Here is a 24,929-nt window from a genome sequence, read left to right on the forward strand (position 1 = left end):
CGCGTGCGGCCCCACCGCGAGGCGCGGAACGGTACCGGCCTGGACCCATCCGAGGCTCACACCGGCGCTCAGCTCGGAGGCTTCTACCTGCGTCGGAACAAGCACGAGAGCGGCCAGCGCCGCCGATGGGATCCGCGCAGCTGCCTGCGCGGCGACCGCCGCCTGTGCTTCGGAGCGTCCGGCCGGACCGGTCGCCCGTAGCCATCGCGCGCGCCAGGCCGGCCAAGGTCCGCGGCACCTCGCGTCGAAGGGCCTCGCACGTCGCGCGGTAGCGGCGCTTGCGCTCCTCGACGCCGCTTGGCGACACGCTCCGCACCGGACACGGCGCGAAGCGCACCGGCGGCGGTGACGATGGTACCAACCGAGCTCTTGCGGCAGGCGCTCTCGCCCGATATTCAAGCTGGACGATGTATCGTGGATCCGACGATGCGGCCCTCGTGCGAACGGCCGAGGCGCAGGTGCTCGAGAGCTACGCCGCGCTCGTGCAGGTTGTGGCGCGTGTCGCGGCCCTCAATGCGCGCCTCGTGGAAGGCGGGGTGGCTCCGATTCCGCTCGCCACGTACACGCCGCCGCCCGCCGCGGTGGGGATGCCGGCCTCCGTGGAGCTCCTCCAGGGCCAGCGCGCGTACTACGCCGGAGAAGCCGCTCGTCTCGGCGAGGCCCTCCGCGCGATGGAGTCGGTGCTTGCCGAGCGCTCTCGCGCTGTCGCGCCGCTCCGGCCGGGGCCGCGCGCCGTGCCTGCCGCGTACGTCTTCGCGGAGCTGTCCCGCGGGGCATGGTCCTTCTTCAAGATCGCCCTGTTTCCTCCCTTCACGATGCTGATCGCGCCGTTCCTGCTCCTCCCGTGGTACGCCGGGCCGCTCGCGGGCGCCGCAGCGATGGCCGCGTTCCTCGTCGCGCTCTGGGTCGTGTCGCTGGTGGTCGCGAGGAAGCGCTTGCGGCTCCTCGCGCGCGGCGAGGTCGGCACCGTGCTCCAGAAGAGCGAAGCGTACTCGGGCGTGCGGCTCAGGAACTGGCCCGTGCTCTGGACGAACGGCTGGGACATCACGCTGCGCCCGTACTCGGGCCTCGGCTCGGCAGCGACGCTCGCGGTGCAGACCCCGCGCGGACACATCACGCACGTCACGGTGCGTACGGGGCCATCGTTCCGCGGCGTCGTGCTCGCCGATCCCGAGACGGGCGACGGCCTGGCGAACTGCGACTTCGCCTCCGCCCCGCGGCCGGATGCGCGGGGCGAATGGGACCCAGCTCTCCCCGGGCGCGTCTGGGCGGCGAGCTGTTTCTCGGTCATCGCGTCGCTCGCGCTCGCCACCGCCACGATCGTCGCCATGCTCGCCTCTCCGGACCTCCGGGCGTTCTAGCTCGAGGCTCGCTCTGCGGAGCTGCCCACTTCCCGCACACTGGCCGCCGCTCACGCGGTGAGAGGGGCCTGACGGAAGGCCCACACCCAATCCAGGGGATCCGAGCGAAAGGAGACGGCCGCCGCGCCGCGCCCCTTCAAGCCCGAGCTCCCGCGCCTCCAGGATGCGATCGCGGCGGGCGCGTGATGTTCTCCAGTCGTTCACCCTCATCGCCCCTGCGCTCCATCCCTGGGAGGGAGAACGGCTCCGGGGGTCAAGGCCGGGCTCAGCGTGCGCGCAGATCCGCGAGCGCAATCGGCTGCCGAAGCAACGTCTCGCCGTGCTCACCCTTCAGGACAAGCGCGATCTCCTCGCCGGTCCGGTCGAGATCGATGTCTACGACGCCGTAGTTCGTGCGGTCGAACACCTCGCTGATGAGATATCGATCGATGCCCCTCCCCACCTGAGGCTCGTTCCAGGGCGCGTTCGCGAGGGGGCTCGACGTGAGCTCCCAAAACTCGGGCCCCGCGCGCCCGCCGACGTCGCGCCCGGGCACGTGGATGAGGTTCGCCATGTGGAGGTCGCCGCTCACGAAGACCACACCCTGGATGTCGTTTGATTCGATGAAAGAGAGGATCTCTTCGAGCTCGCCGGGCGCGTCGGTGCGGAAGCTGTCCCAGCCGTTTTTGACGGGGTGCTCGGGGAGCACCTGCGTGGGCGAGGCGATGATCTTCACGGGCGCGGCGCTCTCGCCGAGGCCTGTGAGCAGCCAATCGAGCTGGGCGCGACCGAGGATCTCCGCCCCGGAGACGCGCTTGTGGTAGCGCGAGTCCGGGAGGAAGATCTCGGCGGGGCCCATCCGGACGGAGGAGAAGACCCCGGGGACGTCGGGCAGCCCGAAGCGGGCCTGCGCCCAGCAGCGCTGAAACGCGCGCAGCGAGGTGTCCTTGCCCTCGTAGCGGCCGTCCGCGTCGTTCGGGCCGAAGTCGTGGTCGTCCCAGATGCCGAGCACAGGGACCTCGGCCAAGAGCCTCCGGATCGCATCGTTATTGCGATTCCGGAGGTGCGTGAGCATCAGCGTGTGCTCGGAGCGGGCGTCGAGCTCGGCGCAGTAGGACGTGTCGCCGATCATCAAGAAGACGTCGGCGCCCTCGCGCGCGATGGCGTCGAAGATGGTGAGCCGCGCGTTCGAATAGTCCCAGAAGCACGAGCCGTAGGCGATCTTGAGCCAGCGCGCGCCCGCCTCGGGCGCGGTGCGGAGCTCATGGCGATCGGTGCGGCCGTTCTCGCTCGAGATCTCGTAGCGGTAGCGCTGGCCAGGGCGCAGGCCCGTGACGTGGAAGGCGGCGCAGAGCCACTCGGCTCGCTCGGGCGAGAGCGCGGCGCCGATCTCCTCGCCATCGTCGGAGAACAACGAGATCGAGAGCGGGGAGGTGTCCCTCGCCTGGATCCAGATGCGCGCCTCCGTCTCGGAGACCTCGCCGACCATCGGGCCGGCGAGGAGCGGGCCTTCCGGATAGCTGTTCCATCCGCCCGGATTGCCGCCCTCCGCCTCGGAGGGGAGCTCGAGCCGCACGCCGTTCCATGGCCCGTCCCAGCCCGCCGAGCCCGCGTATTTCCACGAGCCACCGAACGTATTGTCGCTGTCATCGATGGTGAGCTCGAACGAGCCCTCCTTGCCGTGCTCGGGCTCGAACCACCGGCCCCGGACCACGCCGTCCTCGAGCTCGCCCTCGACGCGGCCCCCCTTGTGCGTGTACGTGCCGCGGACAGCGCTGCCGCTCTGCGTGATGGTCAGCGTCCCGAACGTCGTCGTCCAGATCCCTGCGAAGCGGGGCAACCGGCGCTCCGCCCCGCGGCCCGGGAACAGCTCGGCCACGAGAGCCTCCTTCCAGGGGTCGCCCTGGGGAGCGGCCCGTCGCCGTCATGACACCATGCGCGTGGGCCCATGTAAACGCACCGGCGGTGGGTCGCTCCGCGCTTCGTGATCCGCCGGCTAGCTAGCCACCGCCGACGGCGATCGGCGCCTCCTCCGGCTCGGCGGCAGCGGCGGCGGCGATCGTCCGGCGCAGCAAGGGGCCGATGGTCAGGCCCTGCACCACGATGGAGACGACGACCACGACATAGGTGATGGTCAGCACCATCTCGCGCTCCGGAACGAGCGTGCCATCCGCGAGCTTCCCGGGGATCGAGAGCGCGAGGGCCACCGAGACGCCGCCGCGCAGGCCGCCCCAGGTGAGGATGCGGATCGCCCCCGGGGTGAAGACCCTGCGCCTCTTCATGAGGCTGACCGGCAGCGCGACCGCGATGAACCGCGCGAGCAGCACGACCGGAAACGCGAGGAGCCCCGCGAGCAACGACTGGGCGTCGAAGGCGACGATCAAGAGCTCGAGGCCGATCAAGACGAACAGCACCGCGTTCAGGATCTCGTCCATCAGCTCCCAGAAGTCGTCCAGGTGCTCGCGGGTCTTCTCGCTCATGGCGCCGGCGCGCGCCTCGTTCCCGATGAAGAGCCCGGCCACCACCATGGCGATGGGGCCGGAGACATGGAGCGCGTACGCCAGGGCGTAGCCGCCCGCCGCGGTCGCCAGCGAGAGCAAGACCTCGACCTTGTAGTCGTCGACCTTTCGCAGCATGGCGAGCGTCACGAAGCCGAGCGCGAGGCCGTACAGCACGCCGCCGATCGCCTCCTGGACGAACAGCAGCGAGAGCCGCTGCAGATCGAGGCCCGACGTCCCCGACGCGATCTCCAGGAGCCCGATGAACGCCACCACCGCCACGCCGTCGTTGAAGAGCGACTCCCCGGCGATCTTCATCTCGAGCTCCTTCGGCGCCCCCACGTGCTTGAGGACCCCGAGCACCGCGATGGGATCGGTGGGGGAGATGAGCGCGCCGAAGAGCAAGCAGTAAACCGGCCGGATGTGCACGCCCATCAGCGTCATGAGGGCGTAGGTCATGCCGCCCACCAGCACGGTGGACATGAGCACACCCCCGGTGGCCAGGACGCCGATGACGACCCGCTGCTTCTTCAGATCCGCCAGGTTGACGTGCAACGCGGCGGCAAACAGCAGGAAGCCGAGCATCCCCTGCATCAACGTCTTGTTGAAATCGATGCCCGAGAGGTGCTCCTTCGCCTCGGCCTCTACCGCCGGAAACAGCTCTCCGATGGCCACCATGACGAGGGACGTCGTCATCGCGATCAGCATCAACCCGATCGTGGTCGGTAGCCTGAGGAACCGATGGTTGAAGAAGCTGAAGATCGCGGTGAGCGAGAGCAACGCTGCCGAGACTTGGAATAGATCCATGCTCCCAGGCTTACAGACCTACGCGCGTCGGCTCGAGCGAGACGCGGCGCAGTCCGGACAAAATGTTGGACGTCAAAATATATCCGAGGGGGAAGAAAATCCAAGCTGATTCAAAATGTCAAGCCTCGACCGCGGGACCTGCGTCGGGCTGTCCGAACGGCTGCCGAGCAGCTGCCTCCGCCGATGTGCCGCAGGCTCTGCTCCCCGGCGCAGGGCGTCATTCCTCCTCCGCCGCGCCGCCTGCCAGCACCGTCTCTCCACCTCTCTTGCCAAGCTCGATGACCCGGCAGGGCGTCGCCTTCCGGATCCGCTCTGCCAGCGGGCGCGAGTGCGTCGTGATCCACAGCTGACTCCGGGATGCCGCGTGCACAAGGAGATCCCCGAGCGGCCCGAGCAGATCCGGATGCAGGCTCGTCTCCGGCTCGTTCAGCGCCAAGAGCAGCGGAGGCCTCGGGCTCAAGAGCGCCGCCAGGAGACAGAGATAGCGCGCCGTGCCGTCCGAGAACTCGCGGGCGTCGAGCGGCCGCGACATCCCTGGCAACGCGAGCTCGACGCGGAACCGCCCCTGCGTCGACGAGACCTCGAGCGTCGCGCCCGGGAACGCGCTGGAGACGGCATCCCGCAAGGCGCCCCTGTCGCCGATATCGAGGATCGTCGCCAGCGCCGCGGCGAGATCGTGGCCATCGGTGCTGAGCACCGGCGTCCGCACCCCGACCTGCTCGACCCGCAACGGGGCGCCGGAGTCGGTGCGGAAGTGGTGATAGAACCGGAAGTTCATCAGCTTTTGCCGCACCACCGAGAGCAACGGAAAGCGGTGCGGCTCCACCACCTGCGACAGCACCGACTCCGAGCCCCAGAGCGAGAAGGGAAAGGTCACGCGGTGGCCGTCCACGTCGCGCGCGAAGGCCGAGCCCGCGGCCCGCTCCAGCATCGGCAGGCGGCGGCGCTTGTCGAGCAGCCAGAGGTTCTCTTCCTTGATGTCCGGGTCGAGCTGGAACGGCCCCGCAGGCGGCGGCGTCAGCCCGCACTGGAGCTCGTAGACGAGCTGATCCAGCCGCACCCGCAGCGCCATCCGCACCGGGCCTTTGCTGCGCTGGCCGGCCCAGAGCACAGACGGCATGCCCCCCTCCTCGGCCAGGGTGCGCGCAAAGCTCCCGCTCGCCGCGGCGCCGAGCAGCACCATGGTGCGATAGAGGTTGGTCTTGCCGACGCCGTTCGGTCCGACGATGATATTCACCTGCGCGAGGGGGAGGGTCAGCTCGCGGATCGAGCGATACCCGGCGACGTGGAGCTCCTGGACCGTCATCCCGCCCAGGATAGCCTATCGTGGTCACCCGCCGCCCGCGCCGCGATCAGGGGTCGCGATGGCAACGGGACGAGAACCGTCGCGAGGAGCCGATGCCCTGGTCGAGCCCCCTCGTCACCGGCATCGCCTCGAGCGAACGGCGGCCGCGCCGAGCTCGCCTCCCCTTCGTCTCCCCCGACGCCGGCCCTTCGCGACGGTCCTCGTCCTGGTGCCATCGCGACCCCAGCTCGCCGACGAGGTGGCCGAGCTCGACCCCTATGGCGCTGGACAGCATCTGGGCCTTGCGGCGCAGAGCCAATCCGTGGGACTCTACGTGGGTCAGCTCACAATGCGACGGTCTGATCGACCTGGTCCGGCGGCTTCGGTTGACCCATCGACGAATCGTTGTACAGACCGATGCAAGTCGCCGAGTTGTTCGGCTTGGGCAGCTCGCCACCAGCACATGAGGGATTCACGTGATCCACTTGCGGGCCTTGACGTCTGACGATTGGGCCACCTGGCGCGACGTCAGGCTGCACGCGCTCGCGGACGCTCCCCATGCTTTCGGCTCGACGCCCGAGGAATGGGGAAACGCTTCCGAGGAGCGCTGGCGCGCGCGCCTGGAGCTGCCTGGTTCCCACAACCTCGTGGCCTACATTGACGGCGAGCCGGTCGGCATGGCGACAGGCGCGCCTTTCAAAGGCACCTACGAGCTGATCAGCATGTGGGTAGCGCCGGAGGTGCGCGGCCGCGGAGTCGGAGACGCGCTGGTCGAGGAGATCCTGCGGTGGGCACGCGAGCAGGGCGCACGCGAGCTCCGCCTCGACGTGAAGGAGCACAATCTCAGCGCCATCTCGCTGTACATCCGCCACGGATTCATCGACGTTGGTCCGTCTCGCGAAGTGGGCGAGCGAGCCATGGTGAAGCGCATGTGAGTCGACGATCGAGCTGGTGGTCGCATCCAGCGACGGCTGCACGACGCGCGGGTGCACGGCAGGCCGTGTCACAATCTGCCGGTGAAGCGCGTCGGGCATCTGAAGGGACCGGAGGAGCCAGGGGCAATGAGAGAACCGGAACTGGTGAGGTTTGAGGTTGAAGGTACCGAAGTGGCGGTCCGCCTCGCGGGCGATCGGGAGAAACCGGCGCTTCTTCTGATCCACGGTTTTCCAAGCTCCTCGAAATCATTTCGGAGCGTGATCGGCACCCTCGCGCGGGACTGCTTCGTGATCGCTCCGGACCTCCCGGGGTTCGGAGGCTCCGAGCCGGTCGAGCGGCCCTCATTCTCGCGTTTCGCGGACATCATCGACGGATTGCTCGCGCGGCTCGGAGCCGAGTCCTTCCACCTCTACCTCCACGATTTTGGAGCGGCGGTAGGGCTTCATCTCGCCACGCGCGCGCCGCGCAGGATACGCAGCCTCATCGTCCAGAATGCCAATGCCCATGAGAGCGGGATGGGGCCGCAGTGGTCGCCGACCAGAGCTTATTGGGACGATCCCACGCCGGAGCGGGAAGCTGAGGCGACCGCGCACCTGACCCTCGAAGGGACGCGCGACCAATATGTGGGCGGCGTGCCCCGGGACGTCGCGGAGCGCATCGATGCCCGGCTGTGGGAGGAGGACTGGCGGATCATGTCGCTCCCCGGCCGGCTCGAGACGCAGCGCGCGCTGGTACTCGACTATCGCAGCCATTTCGCGCGGTTCGGGGAGATCGCCGATTATCTCGCGCGCTGGCAGCCCCCGGCGCTGATGATATGGGGCCGGCACGATGTCTTCTTCGGCCTCGAGGAGACCCTCTCCTGGATGAAGGCGCTCCCGCGCATGGAGGCGCACATCCTCGACGGTCCGCATTTCCTGCTCGAGACCCATCCGGCCGAATGCGCCGCGTTGATGAGCGCCTTCGTCAGGCGCACCGAGGGACTGCGCTAGAGACGAGCACGGGTGACGAGAGACGAGCACGACCGACGAACGACACGCAGGTAGACGGAGTTGTACCTCGCGAGGCTCCTCCTCGCTCGGGACCCCCGCAGCCGCCGCGCCCGAGCACGTCGCTACTCGCGCCGCGGCGGGGCCGGCCGGCGCCGCGCCGCCGCCTCGGTGGCGAACGGCCGGTCGCCGAGGCGCAGCGCGCTCCGCTGCTCGGGCGCGAGCCGCTTCACCGCCGCCCGGAAGTCCTCCCGGGCCAGCCGGAGGCGGTTCTGGGCCGTGTTCTCGTTGATCTGGAGCTCCCGGGCGATCTCCACGACCGGGATGTCGAGCATGTCGTGCATCACCAGCATGACGCGCCGCTGCGGGACGAGGCTCGCGAGCAGCAGGTCGATCACCTCGGCCCGCTCCGTCGCTTCCACCCGCTGCTCCAGGCGGGGGCGCTGGTCGACCCCGGCGAAGATCGCGCTGCTCTGCAGGCCCGCCGGGCTCTCGCGGCGCCGGAACGCCCGCTGCCGGTAGTGCGTCAGCTGCCGCCACGCGAACCCGTAGAGCCACCGGTACACCGGGTCCCACGCCCGCCGCGCCCGCAGCTTGCTCACGTAGGGGAGGACCGCGCTGAACGGCACCGGCTCGCCGCCGGGGACCTCCTCGTCGTCGCGCAACCCCAGGGCGGCGCGCAGCAGGCGGCTCGCGTCGAAGCTCCCCAGACGGCGGTAGGCAGCCATGAGGATGTCGTGCAGGACGTCCTCGAGATCGTCGGCGTCCACGCCATAGCTGCGGAGCGTCCTGCGAAGGAAGGGAGCCCCCACCTCGTACACCACAGCGAAGCTGTGGTGTTTGGCGCGGAGGGCATCATCGGGTTGAGATTCCACATATAAGTTTTACGAACCCTCTTTCCGAGTCATTTGGGAACCCGCCCCCTCGACGCGAAACCCCCGGGTTTTGCCGCTTATTTTGTGGATCGCGCGCGACTTGCACCGAGCGACTCCCGCCCGCCCCGGCCCGCCAGCCCCCATGTCGCCTCCGGAAATTCGATGCTTGGCCATCCGAATTCGTGATCTGCTGGCGGGACGTCGCGCAACTTGCGCGTTTTGCCCGGGAAAATGCGACCGGCCCCCGCCGGCGCCCCCCCGGCGCGCCGCCTCGGCCGCGCCCTCGCCGCCTTCCAGCGCCCCGGCGGCGAGCGCCCGCCTGCCGGGCTCGACGGCAGGCCCCCCTAGCGGCCCCCCCCGGCGCCCCGCAGGCGCCGCTCCGCAGCGCCGCCCCGCCCCGCAGGCGCCCCGCAGACGCGCCCGCGCCCCCTCCCCCACCCGGCCCGCCCGCAGCCGCGGAAGCCCCGTATCGGCCCGCCCAGGCCCCGCCCCGGCCCGCCGGCGGCGCCGGGGCCGCCCCCTTGCCGACCGCGCCCCCGGCCCGTAGGGTGACGGCGCCGTGCCCCTCCTCCAGCTCCGCCGCAACGCCGGCGCCGCCCCCCGCGACCTCACCGCCTTCCTGCCGACGACCCGGGAGGAGATGCGCGCGCGGGGCTGGGACGCGCTCGACATCCTGCTCGTCAACGGCGACGCCTACGTCGACCACCCCGCGTTCGGCGCGGCAATCATCGGCCGCTTCCTCGAAGGCCGCGGCTTCCGTGTCGGAATCATCTCCCAGCCCCGCTACCAGGACCCGAGCGACCTGCTGCGGATGGGCGTCCCCCGGCTCATGGTCGGGGTCACCGCCGGCAACCTCGACTCGATGCTGAACAAGCTCACCGCCCAGAAGAAGGTCCGCAGCGAGGACCAGTACTCGCCGGGCGGACAGGTCGGCCTCCGCCCCAACCGGGCCTCCATCGTCTACGCCAACCTCTGCCGGCAAGCCTTCCCGGGCGTCCCCATCGTCCTCGGCGGCATCGAGGCGTCCCTCCGCCGCATCGCCCACTACGACTACTGGTCCGACCAGGTCCGCCGCTCGGTCCTGCTCGACGCCAAGGCCGACCTGCTCATCTACGGCATGGGCGAGAAGGCCGTCTGGGAAGTCGCCGACCGCCTCCGCCGCGGCGAGCCCGTCCGGTCGATCCGCGACGTCCGCGGCACCGCCCTCCCCCTGCGCAAAGGCGAATGGGAGCACATCGAAGGCTCACGTTACGTCTCGGACGGAAAAACCGTGATCCTCCCCAGCTACGAGGAGGTGGCGGCGGACCGGCGCGCGTTCGCGGAGATGTCGCGGGCGTTCCAATTCGAGACGAACCCAGGCAATGCGCGCCCGCTGCTCCAGCCGCACGGCGCCGAGGCGGTGTACTTCAACCCGCCCGCCTTCCCGCTGGAGACGGCGCAGATGGACGCGCTCTACGACCTGCCGTTCACGCGGGTGCCGCACTGGTCGTACGACGCGCCGATCCCGGCGTACGAGACGGTGAAGCACTCGGTCGTCACGATGCGGGGCTGCTTCGGCGGCTGCACGTTCTGCTCGATCACGGAGCACGAGGGCCGGGTGATCCAGTCGCGCTCGGCGGAGAGCATCCTGCGCGAGGTGCGGGCGCTCCGGCGCATGGACGGCTTCCGCGGCGTGCTCAGCGACCTCGGCGGGCCGACCGCGAACATGTACCAGATGCGGTGCAAGGACGAGGCGATCGAGAACGCGTGCCGGCGGCTCTCGTGCGTCCACCCCGAGATCTGCGAGAACCTGAACACCGACCACGGCCCGCTGCTCCAGCTGATGAAGGCGGTGCGCGAGGAGGACGGGGTCAAGAAGGTCTTCATCGCCTCCGGCGTGCGCTACGACCTCGCCGAGCGGTCGCCCGAGTTCATCGAGGAGCTCGCCGCGCACCACACGGGCGGCCAGCTCTCGGTCGCCCCCGAGCACAGCAAGAAGGACGTGCTCGACAAGATGAAGAAGCCGGGCATCGAGAGCTACGAGCGCTTCGCCGAGCAGTTCCGGTGCGCGAGCGAGGAGGCGGGGAAGAACCAGTTCCTCGTGCCCTACTTCATCTCGGGGCACCCCGGCTCGACGCTCCGCGACATGGTCGACCTCGCCGTGTACCTGAAGAGGAACGGGATGCGGCCGCGCCAGGTGCAGGACTTCATCCCGACGCCGATGTCGATGGCCGCGTGCATGTATCACACCGGGATCGACCCGCTCACGCGCGAGCCGGTGTACACGGCGAAGGACCTGCGCGAGAAGAAGCTCCAGAAGGCGCTCCTGCTCTACTGGGACCCGGCGCACCACGACGAGGCGCGGGAGGCCTTGATCAAGGCGGGCCGCGGTGATCTCATCGGGACGAAGCCGCACTGCCTCGTGCCGCCGGCGGCCGGCAAGGGCGCGCCGCCGCGCTACCTCGCCAAGGTCCGCGGCGAGCGCCGGGGGAAGCCAGCCGATGCGACACACCGCCGAAATCGATAAAGATCGGGCCTTCGCCGCAAAGCTCGGCGACCGCAGCCTGTTCCCGCACCTCGCGCCGCTCGTCTACGTGAACCACGCGGGGATCTCGCCGCCGTCGCGGCCGGTGCGCCTCGCGGTGATGGCGCTGCTCGACGACTACGCCGCGCGGGGGGCGGCCGCGTTCCCGGCGTGGAGCGCGCAGCGGCTCCGCCTGCGGGAGAAGCTCGGCCGGCTGATCGGGGCAGAGGGCGAGGACATCGCGCTGGTCCAGAGCACGACGCGCGGGCTCACCGACATCGCCCTGTGCTTCCCCTGGCGGCCGCGCGACCGGGTGATCCTCTTCGAGGGGGAGTTCCCGGCGAACGTGACCCCGTGGCAGCGCGCGGCCGAGCTCTTCGGCCTGGAGACCGTGTTCTTGCCGCTCGGCGGCTTCGCGGACGGCAGCGGCTCGGGGCTGGCCCGGCTCGAGGACGAGCTCCGGCGCGGCGCGCGGCTCGTGGCGGTGAGCGCGGTGCAGTTCCAGACGGGGCTCCGGATGCCGCTCGCCGCGATCGGCGCGCTCTGCCGCGCGCACGGCGCCGAGCTGTGCGTGGACGCCGTGCAGGCGGTCGGCGCGACGCCGGTGGACGTCGGGGCGGCCGGGGTCGATTACCTCGCGTGCGGCGGCCACAAGTGGATGATGGGGCTGGAGGGCACGGGCTTCTTGTACATCCGCCGCGAGCGCCTGCAGGCGCTCCGGCCGTCGGTGGCGGGCTGGCTGAGCCACGAGGACGGCGTGAGCTTCCTGTTCCAGGGCCCGGGCAAGCTCCGGTACGACCGGCCGATCCGGCAGCGCGCCGACTTCGTGGAGGGGGGCAACCTCAACGCCGCGGGCTACGCGGGGCTCGAGGCGGCGGTGGACCTGATCCTGCAGATCGGGGTCGAGCGGATCCACGAGCACGCGAACCGCTTCCTCGATCCGCTCGAGGAGGCGCTCCGGGAGCGCGGCTGGGAGAGCCTCCGGCCGGCGGATCCGGCGCTGCGAGCGTGCTCGCTCGGGGTGAGGCCGCCGGGCGGCGCCTCGGTGGTGGAGCTCTACCGCGAGCTCACCGGCCTCGGGATCGCGTGCGCGATCCCGGACGGCGTGCTGCGCTTCTCGCCGCACTGGCCGAACGCGCTGGACGAGTGGGAGCAGGTGCTGCTCTCGACGGACGAGGCGCTCGCGCGGGTGCGGAAGGGGTGAGCCGCGCGGGCCGTCACCACCGCATGTCGGAGCCGCACGCGGTGCGCGCGTTCACCGTCGTTCCCTGCGGCACCCAGATCAGCGCGTTCCGGATACTCGTAGGCCTGCACAGCGTGTGGTCAGGCCAGCGGATGTCGTCCAGCTCGTTGGGCTCGGCGACCTGGCCGGTGAACGGATCCAGGAAGTCTCTGACCGTGATGGTCAGCCCGTGCTCGGGCGCGAGGCCCACCTCGAGGTCGGTGTCGTTCAGCATGCGGAACGATGCCGTCTCGATCAGGGTCGGCGGCCCCCCGATCCGGATGTAGTCATAATTGGAGCCGTAGTCTGGCTCCGAAGGCTGATAGATGATGTCCGCCCCATCCCCGGGCATGAAGAGGTAACTGTCACCCCCGGTCCCGCCGTAGAGTTTGTCGTTGCCGACGCCGCCGACCAGCTCATCGTTGCCCGGCCCACCGTACAGCGTGTCGTTGCCGCTCTGCCCGTACAAGCCGTCGTTCCCTTCGTATCCGAAGAGATAGTCGTTGGCGTCGAGCCCGGAGATCAGATCCTGCCCGGTGGACCCGTCCAGGAAATCGGTGAAGCTGGTACCGACGACCGGGGCGCCGCCCCCGTAAAGCGCCATGTACGCCACCTCGTCCGCGGTCAGCTGCGGTGCGCTCGACAGGTTGCCGAACCGGATCCGGTCGATCGTGTACCCGGTGGCGCCGTTGCCTCCGAAGAACGAGAGGATGCGCAGCGTATCGGGGTGTCCGGGGAAGCTGATCACGAGGTCCCGAATGTCCTCCTGGAACACGACGTCGCTGGGGGAGGTCGCGATGTAATTGATGATCAAGGTATCGACGTCGTCATCGTCCGTGTCCACATTGTAGATGACGTCCTGCCCTTGGTGGAAGTAGTACGTATCGCTGCCGTTTCCACCGTCCATGAAGTCATTGCCGCTGCCTCCGTTCAGGTGATCATCGCCCTCGCCGCCCTGGAGGTCGTCGTCACCGGACCCGCCTTCGAGGACGTCGTGTCCAGCGTCGCCCAGCAAATCGTCATCCCCGCCGTCGCCGAACAGGTAGTCATGCCCGCCGAGGCCATGGATGACGTCGTTCCCGTCCAACCCTGACACGATATCATCGGCCGTCGTCCCGTTGAGGACGTCGTTGCCAGCCGTGCCCTGGATCTCGTTGTACTCCGGGTCTACCCCGGTCGCCTCGATCGTGACTGGATCGATGCCGCCGTTCGGCAGGATGTCTTCCAGGGGGACCTCCTCCGCCGTACAGGCCGACGCGGCGCCCAGAACCCCTACCGAAGCCAGGATCACAAAGAATCGTCTCTCGTTCATCATGGATAACCTCAAGGTGATTCGGCGTCTACCGACGCAAGGACCGAGCAAGGACCGCGCCAGGCGCCGCGCGCGCGGCCGCCCCGATCTCGCGGAGAAAGCCACCGGCGAGCCGCAGCGCCGTGACATTCGGACAGGCGATGTCACGGCGCTGCGGCCCGATGTCACGTGACATGTCCCGTGACATCCCCAGGCCTCGCCGGCGCGACGCCGGCGCCGGGCCGCGCGATGTGAGGCGCGGCCCGGCGCCGCGCCGCTACCACTGCATGTCGCTGCCGCACACGGCCCGCGCGTCGAGCGTGGTCCCGCTGGGGCTGGCGACCAGCGCGTCCCGGATCCGCTGCTTGGTGCACAGCGTGTGGTCCGGCCAGCGGACCTCGTCGACCTCGTTGACCAGGCTGACCGTGGCGGCGGCGTCGCCGGCGAGGAAGCCCTGGATCGTGACGACGAGAGCGCTCCCGGGCCCGACGCGCAGCTCGATGTCCCTCGTGTTCACCCGGCGGAACGACGCCCCGTCGATCACCGTCGCCTCCCCGCCGATCTCGATGACGTCGAGATCCGAGAGCACGCCGTCCGACGACTGAACGATGGTGTCGGAGCCGTCGCCGGGGCTGAACAGGTACCTGTCGCTCCCGGCGCCGCCGCGGAGCATGTCGTTGCCGCTGCCGCCGCTCAGCGTGTCAGCCCCCGCCTCGCCGTACAGGTCATCGGCGCCCGCCATCCCGTTCAGGGTGTCGTCTCCCGCCCTTCCGAACAGGGTGTCGTTGCCGCCGAAGCCGGAGATCGTGTCCGCGCCGAGGAACCCCTCGAGGGTATTCGCGAGCTCATCGCCGTTGATGGGGTTCCCGTCCCCGTAGAGCATCAGGTAAGCCACCTCGTCGGCCGTCAGCTGCGGCGCATCGACGGCGGTGCCGAACTGGAACCGATCGATCGTGAACGTGGAGGGCGAGTTGCCCGTCAGGAACACCGGGACGCGCAAGGTGTCGGAGCGGCCGCGGACGCTGATCACGAGGTCGTTGTACCCGCCTTTCCGGAACACCAGGTCGCTGGGCGCGAGGCTGTCGTCGAAGATCACGGTATCGATGCTGGCGGCGGCCATATCCGCGTTCTGGATGAGGTCCTGGCCCGAGGAATAATAGTACGTATCGCTGCCATCCCCGCCGCTCATCGAGTCGTCGCCGGGCCCGCCGACGAGGACGTCGTTGCCCAGGTAGCCGTTGAGCTGGTCGTCCCCGTTGCCGCCTTCGAGGATGTCGTCGCCGTCGCCGCCCGACAGGTTGTCGTTGCCGTCGTCCCCCTGGAGCGCGTCGTTGCCGCCAAGGCCGCTGATCGTATCGTCTCCTGCAAACCCCGAGACGACATCCGCCGTCTCGTACCCCGTGATGTAGTCGTTCCCCGGTGTTCCGGCGAGGGCCAGGTACCGCAGATCCTCCCTGGTCCAAGTCGCCGTGGCAGGCTCGCCGATCTGCATGACATCGATGCCGTACGCGTTGCCCGTGGAGAATTGCATTTGGACGTTGATCTGCCGGTAGGTGCCGCCGGCCGCGATCGTGACGATCAAATCCCGGTTGACGTTGCGGACGGACACCATCTCGGGCGTCACGTCGGTGCCGAGCACGAGCCGGTTGTTGCCAGAGAGATCGCCGATCAGATCGGTGCCTCCCTCGAGCCCGCCCGCGAAGAACGTGTCATTGCCGTCGCCGCCACCGAAGTAGTCGCTGCCGGCGCCGCCATTGAACACGTCGTCTCCGGCGCCGCCGGTCATGTTGTCGTTGCCGGCGCCGCCATCGAAAACGTCGTTCCCGTTGCCGCCGGCGAGCGTGTCGTTTCCGTTGCCGCCGGCGAGCTGGTCGTCGCCGTCGCCGCCATCGATCGAGTCGTCGCCGTCGTCGCCTGCCAGGACGTCATTGCCGCCGAGACCGGCGATCGAGTCGTTGCCAGCACCTCCCGAGACGATGTCGGCCGACGCGAACCCCTGGATGGAGTCGTTTTCCGGCGAGGCGATGAGCGCCAGGAGCCGCAGATCTGCCCTGTTCCACGTGACCGTGGCGGGATCGCCGATCTGCACGGTGTCGACGCCCTGCGTGCCGCTCTCATGGAAGTGCCCCCGGACGGTGATCTGCCGGGACAGACCGTTGCTCGCGATCGTGATGATCATATCCCGGTTGGCGTTGCGGACACGCACCATCCCGGGGGTCACGTCGGCGCCGAGCACGAGCCGGTTGCTGCCCGTGGCGTCGTCCACCAGATCGTTGCCGCCATCCAGGCCGCCCACGAAGTGCGTATCGTTGCCGTCGCCCCCGGTGAAGTGATCGTTGCCCGCGCCGCCGTCGAGCACGTCATCGCCTGCATGACCCAGGAGGTTGTCGTTCCCGGCGCCACCGAGCAGGTGGTCGTCATGATTGCCGCCCGTGAGGGTGTCGTCCCCGTTGCCGCCGTCCAGGTAGTCGCTCTGATCGCCGCCATCGAGCGTATCGTTCCCGTCGCCGCCCGACAGGTTGTCATCGCCGCCGCGGCCGCTGATGTTGTCGTTTCCTGCGCCCCCCGAAACGGTGTCAGACGTCTCGAATGCCGTGATGACGTCGTTGCCGGTCGTGCCGGCGAGGGCCATTCCCTTCAGCTCTTCCCTGTTCCACGCCGCGACCGCCGGCTCGCCGATCTGCACGACATCCACGCCCAGCGCGTCGGACGCGTCGAAGTGCGCCCGAACCTTGACCCGTCGCGATTTGCCTTCGCCCGCGACGTGGATGACCATGTCGTTGTATTCCTTGCGGACGGTGATCATCTCGGGCGTCACGTCCGTGGCGAACACGAGCCGGTTGTCGCCCGCCACGTCATCGACGATGTCGTTGCCTGCCTCAAGCCCGCCCACGAGGAACAGATCGTCGCCGTCGCCGCCGGTGAAGTGATCGTCGCCCGCGTCGTCGTCGAGCACGTCGTCTCCGCTATCGCCGGAGAGGCTGTCGTTCCCGCTGCCGCCAAGCAGGTAATCGCCGTGATTGCCGCCGCTGAGCGTGTCGTTGCCGTCGCCGCCGATCAGGATGTCCTGCCCATCCTGGCCGGAGACCCCGTCGTCGCCGCCCTTCGCGTCGATGAGGTCCGCGGTCTGATAGCCGAGAATCGAGCCGCCCGCGTCGCCGTTGTCCAGGACCTTCACGCGGACATCGCGGGCGGTCCAGAACGTGCCGTCGCTGAACGCGATCTCCCCCAGCGTCGAGCCGCCCGAGCCGTCACCGGCGAAGAACCCCGTGACGATGATCTTCGTACGGGTCGCCAGCGGCGCGCTCACCACCTCGATGGTGAGGTTGAGGCCGTTGCTCCCCGAGCGCGTGAGCTTGACGTCTTCCCTCCGGATGCCGTCGACGAATTGCAGCGTGTCGGTGCTGACCTCGGGGCCCGAGAGGTAGAACTCGCCATGGTTCGCCCCGACGACGTAGGTGTCGTCGCCTGGACCACCGTCGATGTGCTGGGCGCCGGTCGGCGCCACGAAGATGAGATCATCACCGATGCCGGTCAACGCCTGGTAGGCGTTCCATACGATGTCGTGCCCGTTGCGGTGGTGTTCGAAGCGGGCGGGGACCATCTTGGTGGGGTTTGCGATCGTCCCCTCCCAGAAGTAGTCGAACCAGTGGAACTGGCCGCACAGATCTCCGGGGACGAGCATCACCAGGAAGGAATCGGGCCGGTTGTACGGGTTGGCGTTCCCGCTGTGCTGAAAGAAGGAGTACCGATTCTGAAGCTCCCCCACGTATGCTTCGTTGTAATACGCAAATAGATCCATCTCCGCCGAGGGCTGCCAGAAGCACCCGCCGTCACCGAGCGACTCGCTCGCCCTATGCATCGTGGCGTCCAGGGTCGAGTCGAGGGCGCCGGCGATCAGCGGGCGAGGATCCCAGCCGAAGCGCATCAGCGACGGCCCCGCATGGCGCACGAGGTCCACGAGATCGGCCAACGAGTCGTTGGACTTGACCAGCTCGTACTCGCTGTCCAGCTCGAGCTGCAAGCGCGCGTTCAGCGCCGAGAAGTCGAGGCTCCCGGGCGCGGTGGGCTCGGGGACCAGATCGAGGTACGACTGCAGGCGCGTCTGGACGGCGAGGGCGCCGTAAACGCGCTCGTGAATCAGGCGATACGCCGCGTCGAACCCCCACGTGTTGGTGACGCTGAAGTTGGCGGTCTTGCCGCGCTCATCGCTCGGCAGCGTATCCCAGTTGCGGCTCGCGACGCCGCTGAACACCTCGACCACGGCGAGGCGCGCCAGGTGCTTCTTGTACTCGTTCACCATCAAGTGGTCGCTGAGCTCCAGCACCTCCTTCAGCCATCGCGGGTGTCCGCTCACGCCGAGGCGCTCCGCCTCCGACGAGAACAGCGTGGCCAGATCCGTGCGCGTCTGGGCCTCCGTAGCGCCCGGCACGAGCGGGGTCACCCCCCAGTCGGGCCGCGACCCGTACACGTTGCCGCTGCTGACCGAGGTGCTGCCGCTGGTCGTGACCGCGCCGCCGCCTTGCGAGTCGAAATCTCGCTTCTTGACGCGGTCGAAGCGCACCCACAGGGGCGTGTTGGTCGCGATCGACTCGTGATAGAGCGATCCGCCGGGCGCCGCCTGCGCCCAGCGCGCCAGGATCTCGTCGACCTTGCGCCGCTGGCCGTCTCGCGTCGGCTCGGCGGCGAACTCGCTGACCAGCGACAGCAGCCCGGGATCGATCGTCATCGCCTCGCGCAGCGGGCGCGCGAAGCCGCTGCCGCCCATGTACGGAAGGGCGTTGGCCTCGGCGGAGATCTCGACCGGGGTCGTGAACTCCGCATAGAAGTTGCTTTCCACCGGGATCAGGTTGGCGACGATCCCGGTCGTCCCGTCGCTGCGGGTGTACGTGGCCGTCCCGGAGAACGTGTTCCCATTGGAGCTCGACACGTTCCCGGTGACCGAGAGGGCGATCGAGGAGATCCCCATCTCCGCGAGCGACGAGAGCTCACCGAGGTCGGCCCGGCCGTTCGAGTTCAGGTCCTGCCAGATGCGCAGCCCGCCGAAGCCGGCGTCTGCGGCGTCGATGACCCCGTCGCGCACGGTGTCCAGATCGGACAGGGCGTCGAGGCCGTCGACCGCCATCGTCCCGTCGAGCTTCACGGTGTTGACGCCGAAGAGCTCGTTGCCGTTGTTGATCCGGCCGTCGCCGTTGCGATCCCGCACGATCCAGCCGTCGTCGGGCGCGACCCAGCCCGTGGCCGTGGCGACGCCGTCGCCGTCGTGATCGAAGAGGACCGAGGACGATCCGTCGAGGCCGAGGGTCTCGATGCCATCGTCGTCGAGATCGATCGCGAGCGGGTCGCCGCCGACGTTCATGAACGTGAGGAACATCGCCAGGTCCGTCAGCTCGGCGTCGACGTCGCTCATGTTCGGCGCCCGGCCCTGAGACAAGTCCAGGAGGTAGTCCTGCCGCCAGCGCATGAAGTCGGCGAGCTGCCCCACCATGCCGTTGAAGAGCAGGCCGCGCTTGCCGAACCCGACGTACTCCTCGTTGATGATCTCGAGACCGAGGATCGATGTCTCGATCGCGTATCCCCAGTTGGGCTCGCCCGACTGTATCCCTTCCAGGACGAACTTGAGCTTCGCCTCGGTCTCGTAGTGGCTGCCCACCTGATGTACGCCGCTCTTGTCCGGCTTGTAGCTGGTCGAGAGAGGGCGGGCGAGCGCGAACTCGATCTCGGCCTTTTCAGGGACATACTCCCACTTGTCGTTCATCTTCCCTTCGGTGACGAGGGCGATGTTGGGTCCGACAGGGATCTCCAGCTTGATGCCGCGGTTCGTGCCGTAGGTGACGACGCCGTTGCCCTCGCCCGGCACGTTCCAGACCCCGCCGTTCTCGATGGCGGTCGGGTTGGTGCCGTAGTTGGCCGAGTAGATGCCGGTGTTGGGCGACGTCAGCTCGAAGTTGATGTTCCCATCCGACGCCCTCCACTTGAGCTCGAAATTGGCGGGACCTTCCCACTTGCCCTCTACGATGCCGCTCTTCGGCGCGATATCGTCCCAAGTTAGGGCATGAGCCGTGGACGCGGGCACGACGCCGAGCGTCCAGCTCAATGCCAAGATCGTAAGCAGACGTTTCTTGCTGGTAATAGATTTCATCGAGGTCGCTCCGAGCCGAACGCCGGGCAGTTCGCAAGAACCGCACCAGGTTCGCGCCCGCGCGACCTCCCGTGATGTCACGACGAAAAGCCGCGGCGCCCCGGCCGCACCGTGACATCAGCGGGGCGATGTCACGGGACAGCAGTCACGATGTCACGTGGCATCGTGACCGTGACATCGTCACCGCCCCCGCTCGTAGTCGAGCGCGGCCTTCTCCACGACGTCCCAGTCCCGCGCGGCCCGCTCGGCCTCGGCCACGAGGTCCGCCGTGAACAGCGTGAGCCCCCAGATGCCGTTGTCCCGCCGCCGGAACGGTGAGGCCGCCGGGCGGCGCCTCGGTGGTGGAGCTCTACCGCCAGGTCAGCCGCCTCGGGATCGCCTGCGCGATCCCGCACGGTGACTTGTCCGCACGGGTGAGCGGCGGTCAGCGCGCGCTGCGGCCCCGCGAGGCTACGCCATGCGTTGCCAGTAGGGCTCCGTATTCAGAAGATCCACGGCCCACCTGTAGTGACCATCCCGCCGCAAGCCGCCCGCGCCGGCGTACAGGTCACACGACATGAGCGCATAGGCCATCGCGTATCGATAGAGCGTTCCCTCTGCGTCTGCGCCCACCCTGCGCAACGCGACGGCGATCAGCTCGTCACGGACCGAGGATCTCTCAGGCCCGTACATATCGAAGAACATGCACGCGAGGGAGACATCGACCAAGGGGTCGCCGAACATGGTGAAGCTCCCGAAATCGATGATGCCGGCCACCCTCTCGGCGTCGCTCATCAGCACATTCCCTGGGAAGAAGTCCCCGTGCACGACGCGCAAGGGGCCGTCGTACCTCTGACCGAGGTAGAGCTCGCGGAGCCGGGCCTGCTTCGCGGGGAGATCGACCACGTCCGCCTCCAGCGACGCGCGGTGCCGCTCGATCTTGACCTCGGCGAGGCGGTAGACGAACTCATACCAACCCTGCGCCCGCACGCTGCTCGTCCCGGACTCGTCGAGCAGGAGGTATCGCGACACGCCGTGAGGTGCCTCGAGCTCCGCCAGCGCCACGACCGCATCGATATACCGCTCGCGCGCCCTGAGCGCGTCCCCGGCATCGAGCGCAGGGAGCAGCTCGGAGAGCGGCTTCCCCTCGATCCGGCGCTCCGTCACGGCCAGGAGCCCTCGGACGGGCGTGATGTCGTAGATCCGGGGAAGCGCGAACGGCAGCCCCTCGCCGCGCAGCGAATCGTAGAACCTCCTCAGCACCTCGAGCGCGCAGGCCCGGCCGGGATCCGGATACAGCTTGAGGACGCGCTCGTCCGTCAAACCGTAGACCTCTGCCTCGGTCCCGCTCGCGATCCAGGCGCCTCGCGCGACGCCGAGCGCGCGCAGCGCTGCGTCTCTCGCCTCTGGATCGATCGCGGAAGCGTCCGCGCGGCTCAGCTCCACGAGGTCCCCCTCCTGCCGCCGCCGACGGCTCGCCCTCGAGCATCGCGGCGCGGCGGCGCCCAGCTCACCGCGCCCGCTCGTAGTCGAGCGCCGCCTTCTCCACGACGTCCCAGTCCCGCGCCGCCCGCTCGGCCTCGGCCACGAGGTCGGCCGTGAAGAGCGTGAGCCCCCAGATGCCGTTGTCCCGCCGCCGGAACGGGTACCGCGTGCCGCGCGCCGTCTCGACCGTGGCCCGCTCGCCCGTCACCTCCACCTTCGCGATGCCGGACAGGTCGCGCCGGAGGCGCGCGACGAACCCCTGCTTCGCGGCGATGTCGACCCACACGTCCGCCCCGTCGTCGGCCATCGCGTGCGCGCGGTACTGCTCGAGCAGGCGCGCGCGCTCCGGCTCCGGGTAGCTCGCCTCGATCCGCTCGAACGCCTTCCGCCGGTAGTCCCGGATCGTGTAGGCCGCGTGCTGCGCCCGGTCCTCGAGGTACGGGAAGCACGCGCGCGTATCGCTCGCGCCGATGTTGTACGCGATGCGGAGATAGGCGCCCTCGGGCGTCGTGTCCGGCGGAAACCGGTTGAGCTTGCTCCAGAGGAGGACGACCGCCAGGAGAGCGACGGCGGCGGCGCCCCAGGCGATGGCGCGGCGACGGGTCATGTTCGAGCCTCCATGAGCGCCAGGGGCCCGGGCGAGCGCGCCGGCGGCGCCGTCCCACGCGACGCGGCACCTGTGCCCCTCGAGTTCATCTCTCGCTCTGTCGAGCCGCCCGGCGCGCTAGTCGAGATGCCCCCCGAACTGCAGGTACAGCGACGCCACCCGCCGCCGGTCGAACGCCGGCCCGAGCGGCTCGTCCAGCGCGAGGAGCGCGCCGGCCCGCATGAAGAAGGTCTTCTGGCTGTCGTACACGAAATACGGCAGCAGCGAGACCTGACCCCGGTCGTTGTAGATCGACGACGGCACCCACACGGTCTGGAGCGCCACGCCGCCGCCGAAGCCAGCGCGGCTCTGGAACTCCGGCTCGACCTTCGCCTGGAACACCACGTCGACATCCTCCGAATCGTCGATGAACCCGCGCCGACCGCGATCCTGCAGCGGGACGAAGAACGTGAGGTCGCCGCCCGCCCTGAGCACGAAGGAGCGCCCGAAGCGGTACTCGATCCCGCCGAGCCCGCCGATCGGGAGCACGTCGGCCGCCCAGAGGTGCAGATCGTAATAGGCCATCGCCGCCGACGCGTAGCCCGTGGCCCAGCGCCAGTCGTAGTCGTCGACCACGCCGAGCGGTAGACCGGCGCGGCCGCCCGCGTACCACGTGAGCTTGCGGTCCATGTCCGCGTAGTAAAGCGTGAACGTCGGGTTGCCGAGCCCCGCGCGCGACTGATCGCGCGGGTCCTCGAGGTCCCCCGGGCCGTTCAGGGAGAGCGCCAGCGGGAACTTCAGGTTGATGAACAGATCGGGCGTCGGCTCGAACTGGAGGAAGGGGACGACGGCGGTCGACGCGCCGTAGTCGCGGGCGCTCCAGAGGTAGAGGTCCACGCCCGCGTCCGAGCGGTGCACCACCGGATCCCAGGCGTGCGCCGGCGCGGAGGCGGCGAGGAGCGGAGCAGCGGCGGAGACCGCCAGGGCGAATGCGCGAAGCCATCGGGGCGTGCTCATCTCGCGATCTGCCTACCGAGATCCTGACCGCGACGTCAACCGCGTCGCGCCCCCCCTTCCTGAGAAGCCGGAGCGCCCCTACGATGCGCCCCATGTCCCGCACGAGACCAGAGGCCCCGTTCCTCGACGCGATCCGGCGCTCGATCCTCGTGTTCGACGGCGCGATGGGCTCGCTGCTCTACGAGCGCGGGGTGTTCGTCACGCAGAACTTCGAGCAGCTCAACGTCACGCGCCCCGACCTCGTGAAGCGGGTCCACGCCGACTACGTCGCCGCGGGCGCGAACGTCATCGAGACGAACACCTTCGGCGCGAACAGGTTCCGCCTCGAGCGGTACGGGCTCGTCAACGAGGTGCGCAACTTCAACCTCGCGGGCGCGCGCATCGCGCGCGAGATCGCGGGCGGCGACGCGTACGTGGCCGGCTCGATCGGCCCGACCGGGCTCGTGCCCGGCGTGGCCAAGCGCGACGACCTCGCCGCGGCGGCCGCCACCTTCGCCGAGCAGGCGGGCGCGCTCGCCGAGGGGGGCGCGGACCTCCTGGTCCTCGAGACATTTCGCCACCTCGACGAGATCAAGCTCGCCATCGAGGCGGCGCGGCAGGCCGCGCCGGGGCTCCCGGTGCTCGCGTCGATGACGTTCGACACGAGCGGCGTCGTGGCCGACGGCAGCGAGCCGGAGCGCGTCGCCCGGACGCTGCGGGACTTGGGCGTCGACCTGCTCGGCGTCAACTGCGGCGACGGCCCGCAGCTGTCGCTCGCCATGGCGGAGCGGATGGCGACCGCGGGGCTCCCGCTCTGCGTGCAGCCGAACGCGGGCCTGCCCCGCACGGTCGACGGCCGCCTGCTCTACATGGCGACGCCCGAGTACTTCGACGTCTTCGCCCGCCGCATGATCCAGGCGGGCGCGACGATGATCGGCGGCTGCTGCGGCACCACGCCGGAGCACGTCAAGTGGATGGCCAAGTCGGCCCGCATGCTCCGCGGCAGCGCCGTGCCCGAGGTCACCTCGCGCCCGCACGTCACGATGGACGCGCCCACGGGGAGCGAGCCCACGCCGCTCGGCGAGCGGAGCCCCCTCGCGGCGAAGATCGCGGCGGGCAAGTTCGTGGTCTCGGTCGAGGTGAACCCGGCGCCGGGCCTCAGCCCCGAGAGCGCGCTCAGCGCGGCGAAGATGCTCATCGACAACGGCGTCGACGTCGTGAACGTCGCCGACGGCCCGCGCGCCACCGCGCGGATGACGAACCTCGCCTTCTGCTCGCTCCTGGTCCAGCGCTACGGCATCGAGCCGATCCTGCACGTCTGCGGCCGCGACCGGAACCTCATCGGCCAGATGGCGCACCTGCTCGGCGCCCACGCGATCGGCATCAAGAACCTCGTCATCATCACGGGCGATCCGCCGAAGGTCGGCGACTACCCGGAGGCGACGGCGGTCTACGACCTCGACTCGATCGGGCTGCTCCACATGGCGAGCACGATGAACCGCGGCCTCGACCCGGCCGGCAAGCCGATCCCGGGCGGCAAGACGTCGTTCCTGCTCGCCACCGGGCTCGAGCCCGGCGCCCCGGACCTCGACAAGGAGCTCGCGCGCCTGGAGCGCAAGCGCGCCGCGGGGGCCGACATCATCATGACGCAGCCGGTCTTCCACCAGGATCTCCTCGAGAAGGTGCTGCGGCGCATCGAGCACCTGGGGATGCCGGTGCTCGTCGGCGTGCTCCCGCTCGTCAGCTACAAGAACGCCGAGTTCCTCCACAACGAGGTCCCTGGCATGCAGATCCCGGAGGAGATCCGCGAGCGCATGCGCAAGGTGCCGGCCGGCCCGGAGGCCCGCAAGGAGGGGGTGAAGATCGCCCGCGAGATGCTCTTCTCGGTGCGCGACCGGGTGCAGGGCGCCTACCTGATGCCGCCGCTCGGCAGGTACGAGCTCGCGCTCGAGGTGCTCGACGGCCTCAAGGCGAGCTGAGCTGCCCGGCCGCCCGCCC

At 69.4% G+C, this 24,929-nt stretch carries 15 protein-coding genes; 6 read left to right on the forward strand and 9 right to left on the reverse strand.

Features of this window, described 5'->3' with window-relative positions:
- Positions 1-437 precede the first annotated feature (437 nt).
- Positions 438-1,361 (forward strand): hypothetical protein, encoded by a 924-nt coding sequence (locus tag NQZ70_RS46675; protein ID WP_129579993.1) that lies wholly within the window; start codon positions 438-440, stop codon positions 1,359-1,361.
- 265 nt (positions 1,362-1,626) lie between these two features.
- On the opposite strand, the gene NQZ70_RS46680 is transcribed toward NQZ70_RS46675, so the two are convergent.
- The 3 genes from NQZ70_RS46680 to NQZ70_RS46690 all read right to left on the reverse strand — a co-directional run bounded on the left by NQZ70_RS46680 (position 1,627) and on the right by NQZ70_RS46690 (position 5,951).
- A complete protein-coding gene (locus NQZ70_RS46680; protein WP_129579994.1) occupies positions 1,627-3,219 on the reverse strand; it encodes an alkaline phosphatase in 1,593 nt (530 codons plus the stop codon).
- A 121-nt stretch (positions 3,220-3,340) separates the two neighbouring features.
- Positions 3,341-4,645, reverse strand: a complete 1,305-nt coding sequence (locus tag NQZ70_RS46685; RefSeq protein WP_129579995.1) for a sodium:proton antiporter — start codon at positions 4,643-4,645, stop codon at positions 3,341-3,343.
- A 217-nt stretch (positions 4,646-4,862) separates the two neighbouring features.
- Positions 4,863-5,951 (reverse strand): AAA family ATPase, encoded by a 1,089-nt coding sequence (locus tag NQZ70_RS46690; protein ID WP_129579996.1) that lies wholly within the window; start codon positions 5,949-5,951, stop codon positions 4,863-4,865.
- A 455-nt stretch (positions 5,952-6,406) separates the two neighbouring features.
- Between NQZ70_RS46690 and NQZ70_RS46695 the strand changes: the two genes are divergently transcribed.
- Both NQZ70_RS46695 and NQZ70_RS46700 read left to right on the forward strand, forming a co-directional pair.
- On the forward strand, positions 6,407-6,865 hold the full coding sequence (locus tag NQZ70_RS46695; RefSeq protein ID WP_129579997.1) for a GNAT family N-acetyltransferase: 459 nt from the start codon (positions 6,407-6,409) through the stop codon (positions 6,863-6,865).
- A gap of 126 nt (positions 6,866-6,991) precedes the next feature.
- Complete coding sequence (locus NQZ70_RS46700) at positions 6,992-7,855, forward strand: alpha/beta fold hydrolase (RefSeq protein WP_129579998.1); 864 nt, start codon at positions 6,992-6,994, stop codon at positions 7,853-7,855.
- A gap of 122 nt (positions 7,856-7,977) precedes the next feature.
- Here the strand turns inward: NQZ70_RS46700 and NQZ70_RS46705 are convergent, their stop codons facing one another.
- Complete coding sequence (locus NQZ70_RS46705; RefSeq protein WP_237244679.1) at positions 7,978-8,727, reverse strand: RNA polymerase sigma factor; 750 nt, start codon at positions 8,725-8,727, stop codon at positions 7,978-7,980.
- 559 nt (positions 8,728-9,286) lie between these two features.
- On the opposite strand from NQZ70_RS46705, the gene NQZ70_RS46710 reads away from it, so the two are divergent.
- Together NQZ70_RS46710 and NQZ70_RS46715 are read left to right on the forward strand one after the other, a co-directional pair.
- Entirely contained in the window at positions 9,287-11,233 is a 1,947-nt protein-coding gene (locus NQZ70_RS46710) for a YgiQ family radical SAM protein (protein WP_129579999.1), read from the forward strand.
- Positions 11,208-12,434 carry an aminotransferase class V-fold PLP-dependent enzyme gene (locus NQZ70_RS46715; protein ID WP_129580000.1) on the forward strand — a complete coding sequence of 409 codons (1,227 nt, stop codon included), beginning with the start codon at positions 11,208-11,210 and terminating at the stop codon, positions 12,432-12,434. Before NQZ70_RS46710 ends, NQZ70_RS46715 begins: the two co-directional genes overlap by 26 nt.
- 13 nt (positions 12,435-12,447) lie before the next feature.
- Here the strand turns inward: NQZ70_RS46715 and NQZ70_RS46720 are convergent, their stop codons facing one another.
- The 5 genes from NQZ70_RS46720 to NQZ70_RS46740 form a co-directional block, all read right to left on the reverse strand.
- Positions 12,448-13,767, reverse strand: a complete 1,320-nt coding sequence (locus NQZ70_RS46720) for a calcium-binding protein (protein WP_165374509.1) — start codon at positions 13,765-13,767, stop codon at positions 12,448-12,450.
- 253 nt (positions 13,768-14,020) lie between these two features.
- Positions 14,021-19,840, reverse strand: a complete 5,820-nt coding sequence (locus tag NQZ70_RS46725) for a calcium-binding protein (protein WP_129580002.1) — start codon at positions 19,838-19,840, stop codon at positions 14,021-14,023.
- 495 nt (positions 19,841-20,335) lie between these two features.
- Entirely contained in the window at positions 20,336-21,310 is a 975-nt protein-coding gene (locus NQZ70_RS46730) for a phosphotransferase family protein (RefSeq protein WP_165374511.1), read from the reverse strand.
- A 64-nt stretch (positions 21,311-21,374) separates the two neighbouring features.
- Positions 21,375-21,956, reverse strand: a complete 582-nt coding sequence (locus tag NQZ70_RS46735) for a hypothetical protein (protein ID WP_129580004.1) — start codon at positions 21,954-21,956, stop codon at positions 21,375-21,377.
- 117 nt (positions 21,957-22,073) lie between these two features.
- Positions 22,074-22,952 carry a hypothetical protein gene (locus NQZ70_RS46740; RefSeq protein ID WP_129580005.1) on the reverse strand — a complete coding sequence of 293 codons (879 nt, stop codon included), beginning with the start codon at positions 22,950-22,952 and terminating at the stop codon, positions 22,074-22,076.
- Positions 22,953-23,044: 92 nt separating this feature from the next.
- Between NQZ70_RS46740 and NQZ70_RS46745 the strand changes: the two genes are divergently transcribed.
- Positions 23,045-24,910, forward strand: a complete 1,866-nt coding sequence (locus NQZ70_RS46745) for a bifunctional homocysteine S-methyltransferase/methylenetetrahydrofolate reductase (protein ID WP_237244680.1) — start codon at positions 23,045-23,047, stop codon at positions 24,908-24,910.
- The last annotated feature ends 19 nt before the right edge of the window (positions 24,911-24,929 follow it).

This window comes from Sorangium sp. So ce836 (genome assembly GCF_028553905.1).
GTDB classification, from domain to species: Bacteria; Myxococcota_A; Polyangia; order Polyangiales; family Polyangiaceae; genus Sorangium; species Sorangium cellulosum_D.

Coding starts and splice junctions, on each gene's coding strand:
- NQZ70_RS46735 (WP_129580004.1), bottom strand. CDS start 21,956: ATGACCCGTCGCCGCGCCATCGCCTGGGGCGCCGCCGCCGTCGCTCTC.
- NQZ70_RS46720 (WP_165374509.1), bottom strand. CDS start 13,767: ATGATGAACGAGAGACGATTCTTTGTGATCCTGGCTTCGGTAGGGGTT.
- NQZ70_RS46700 (WP_129579998.1), top strand. CDS start 6,992: ATGAGAGAACCGGAACTGGTGAGGTTTGAGGTTGAAGGTACCGAAGTG.
- NQZ70_RS46745 (WP_237244680.1), top strand. CDS start 23,045: ATGTCCCGCACGAGACCAGAGGCCCCGTTCCTCGACGCGATCCGGCGC.
- NQZ70_RS46685 (WP_129579995.1), bottom strand. CDS start 4,645: ATGGATCTATTCCAAGTCTCGGCAGCGTTGCTCTCGCTCACCGCGATC.
- NQZ70_RS46740 (WP_129580005.1), bottom strand. CDS start 22,952: ATGAGCACGCCCCGATGGCTTCGCGCATTCGCCCTGGCGGTCTCCGCC.
- NQZ70_RS46690 (WP_129579996.1), bottom strand. CDS start 5,951: ATGACGGTCCAGGAGCTCCACGTCGCCGGGTATCGCTCGATCCGCGAG.
- NQZ70_RS46715 (WP_129580000.1), top strand. CDS start 11,208: ATGCGACACACCGCCGAAATCGATAAAGATCGGGCCTTCGCCGCAAAG.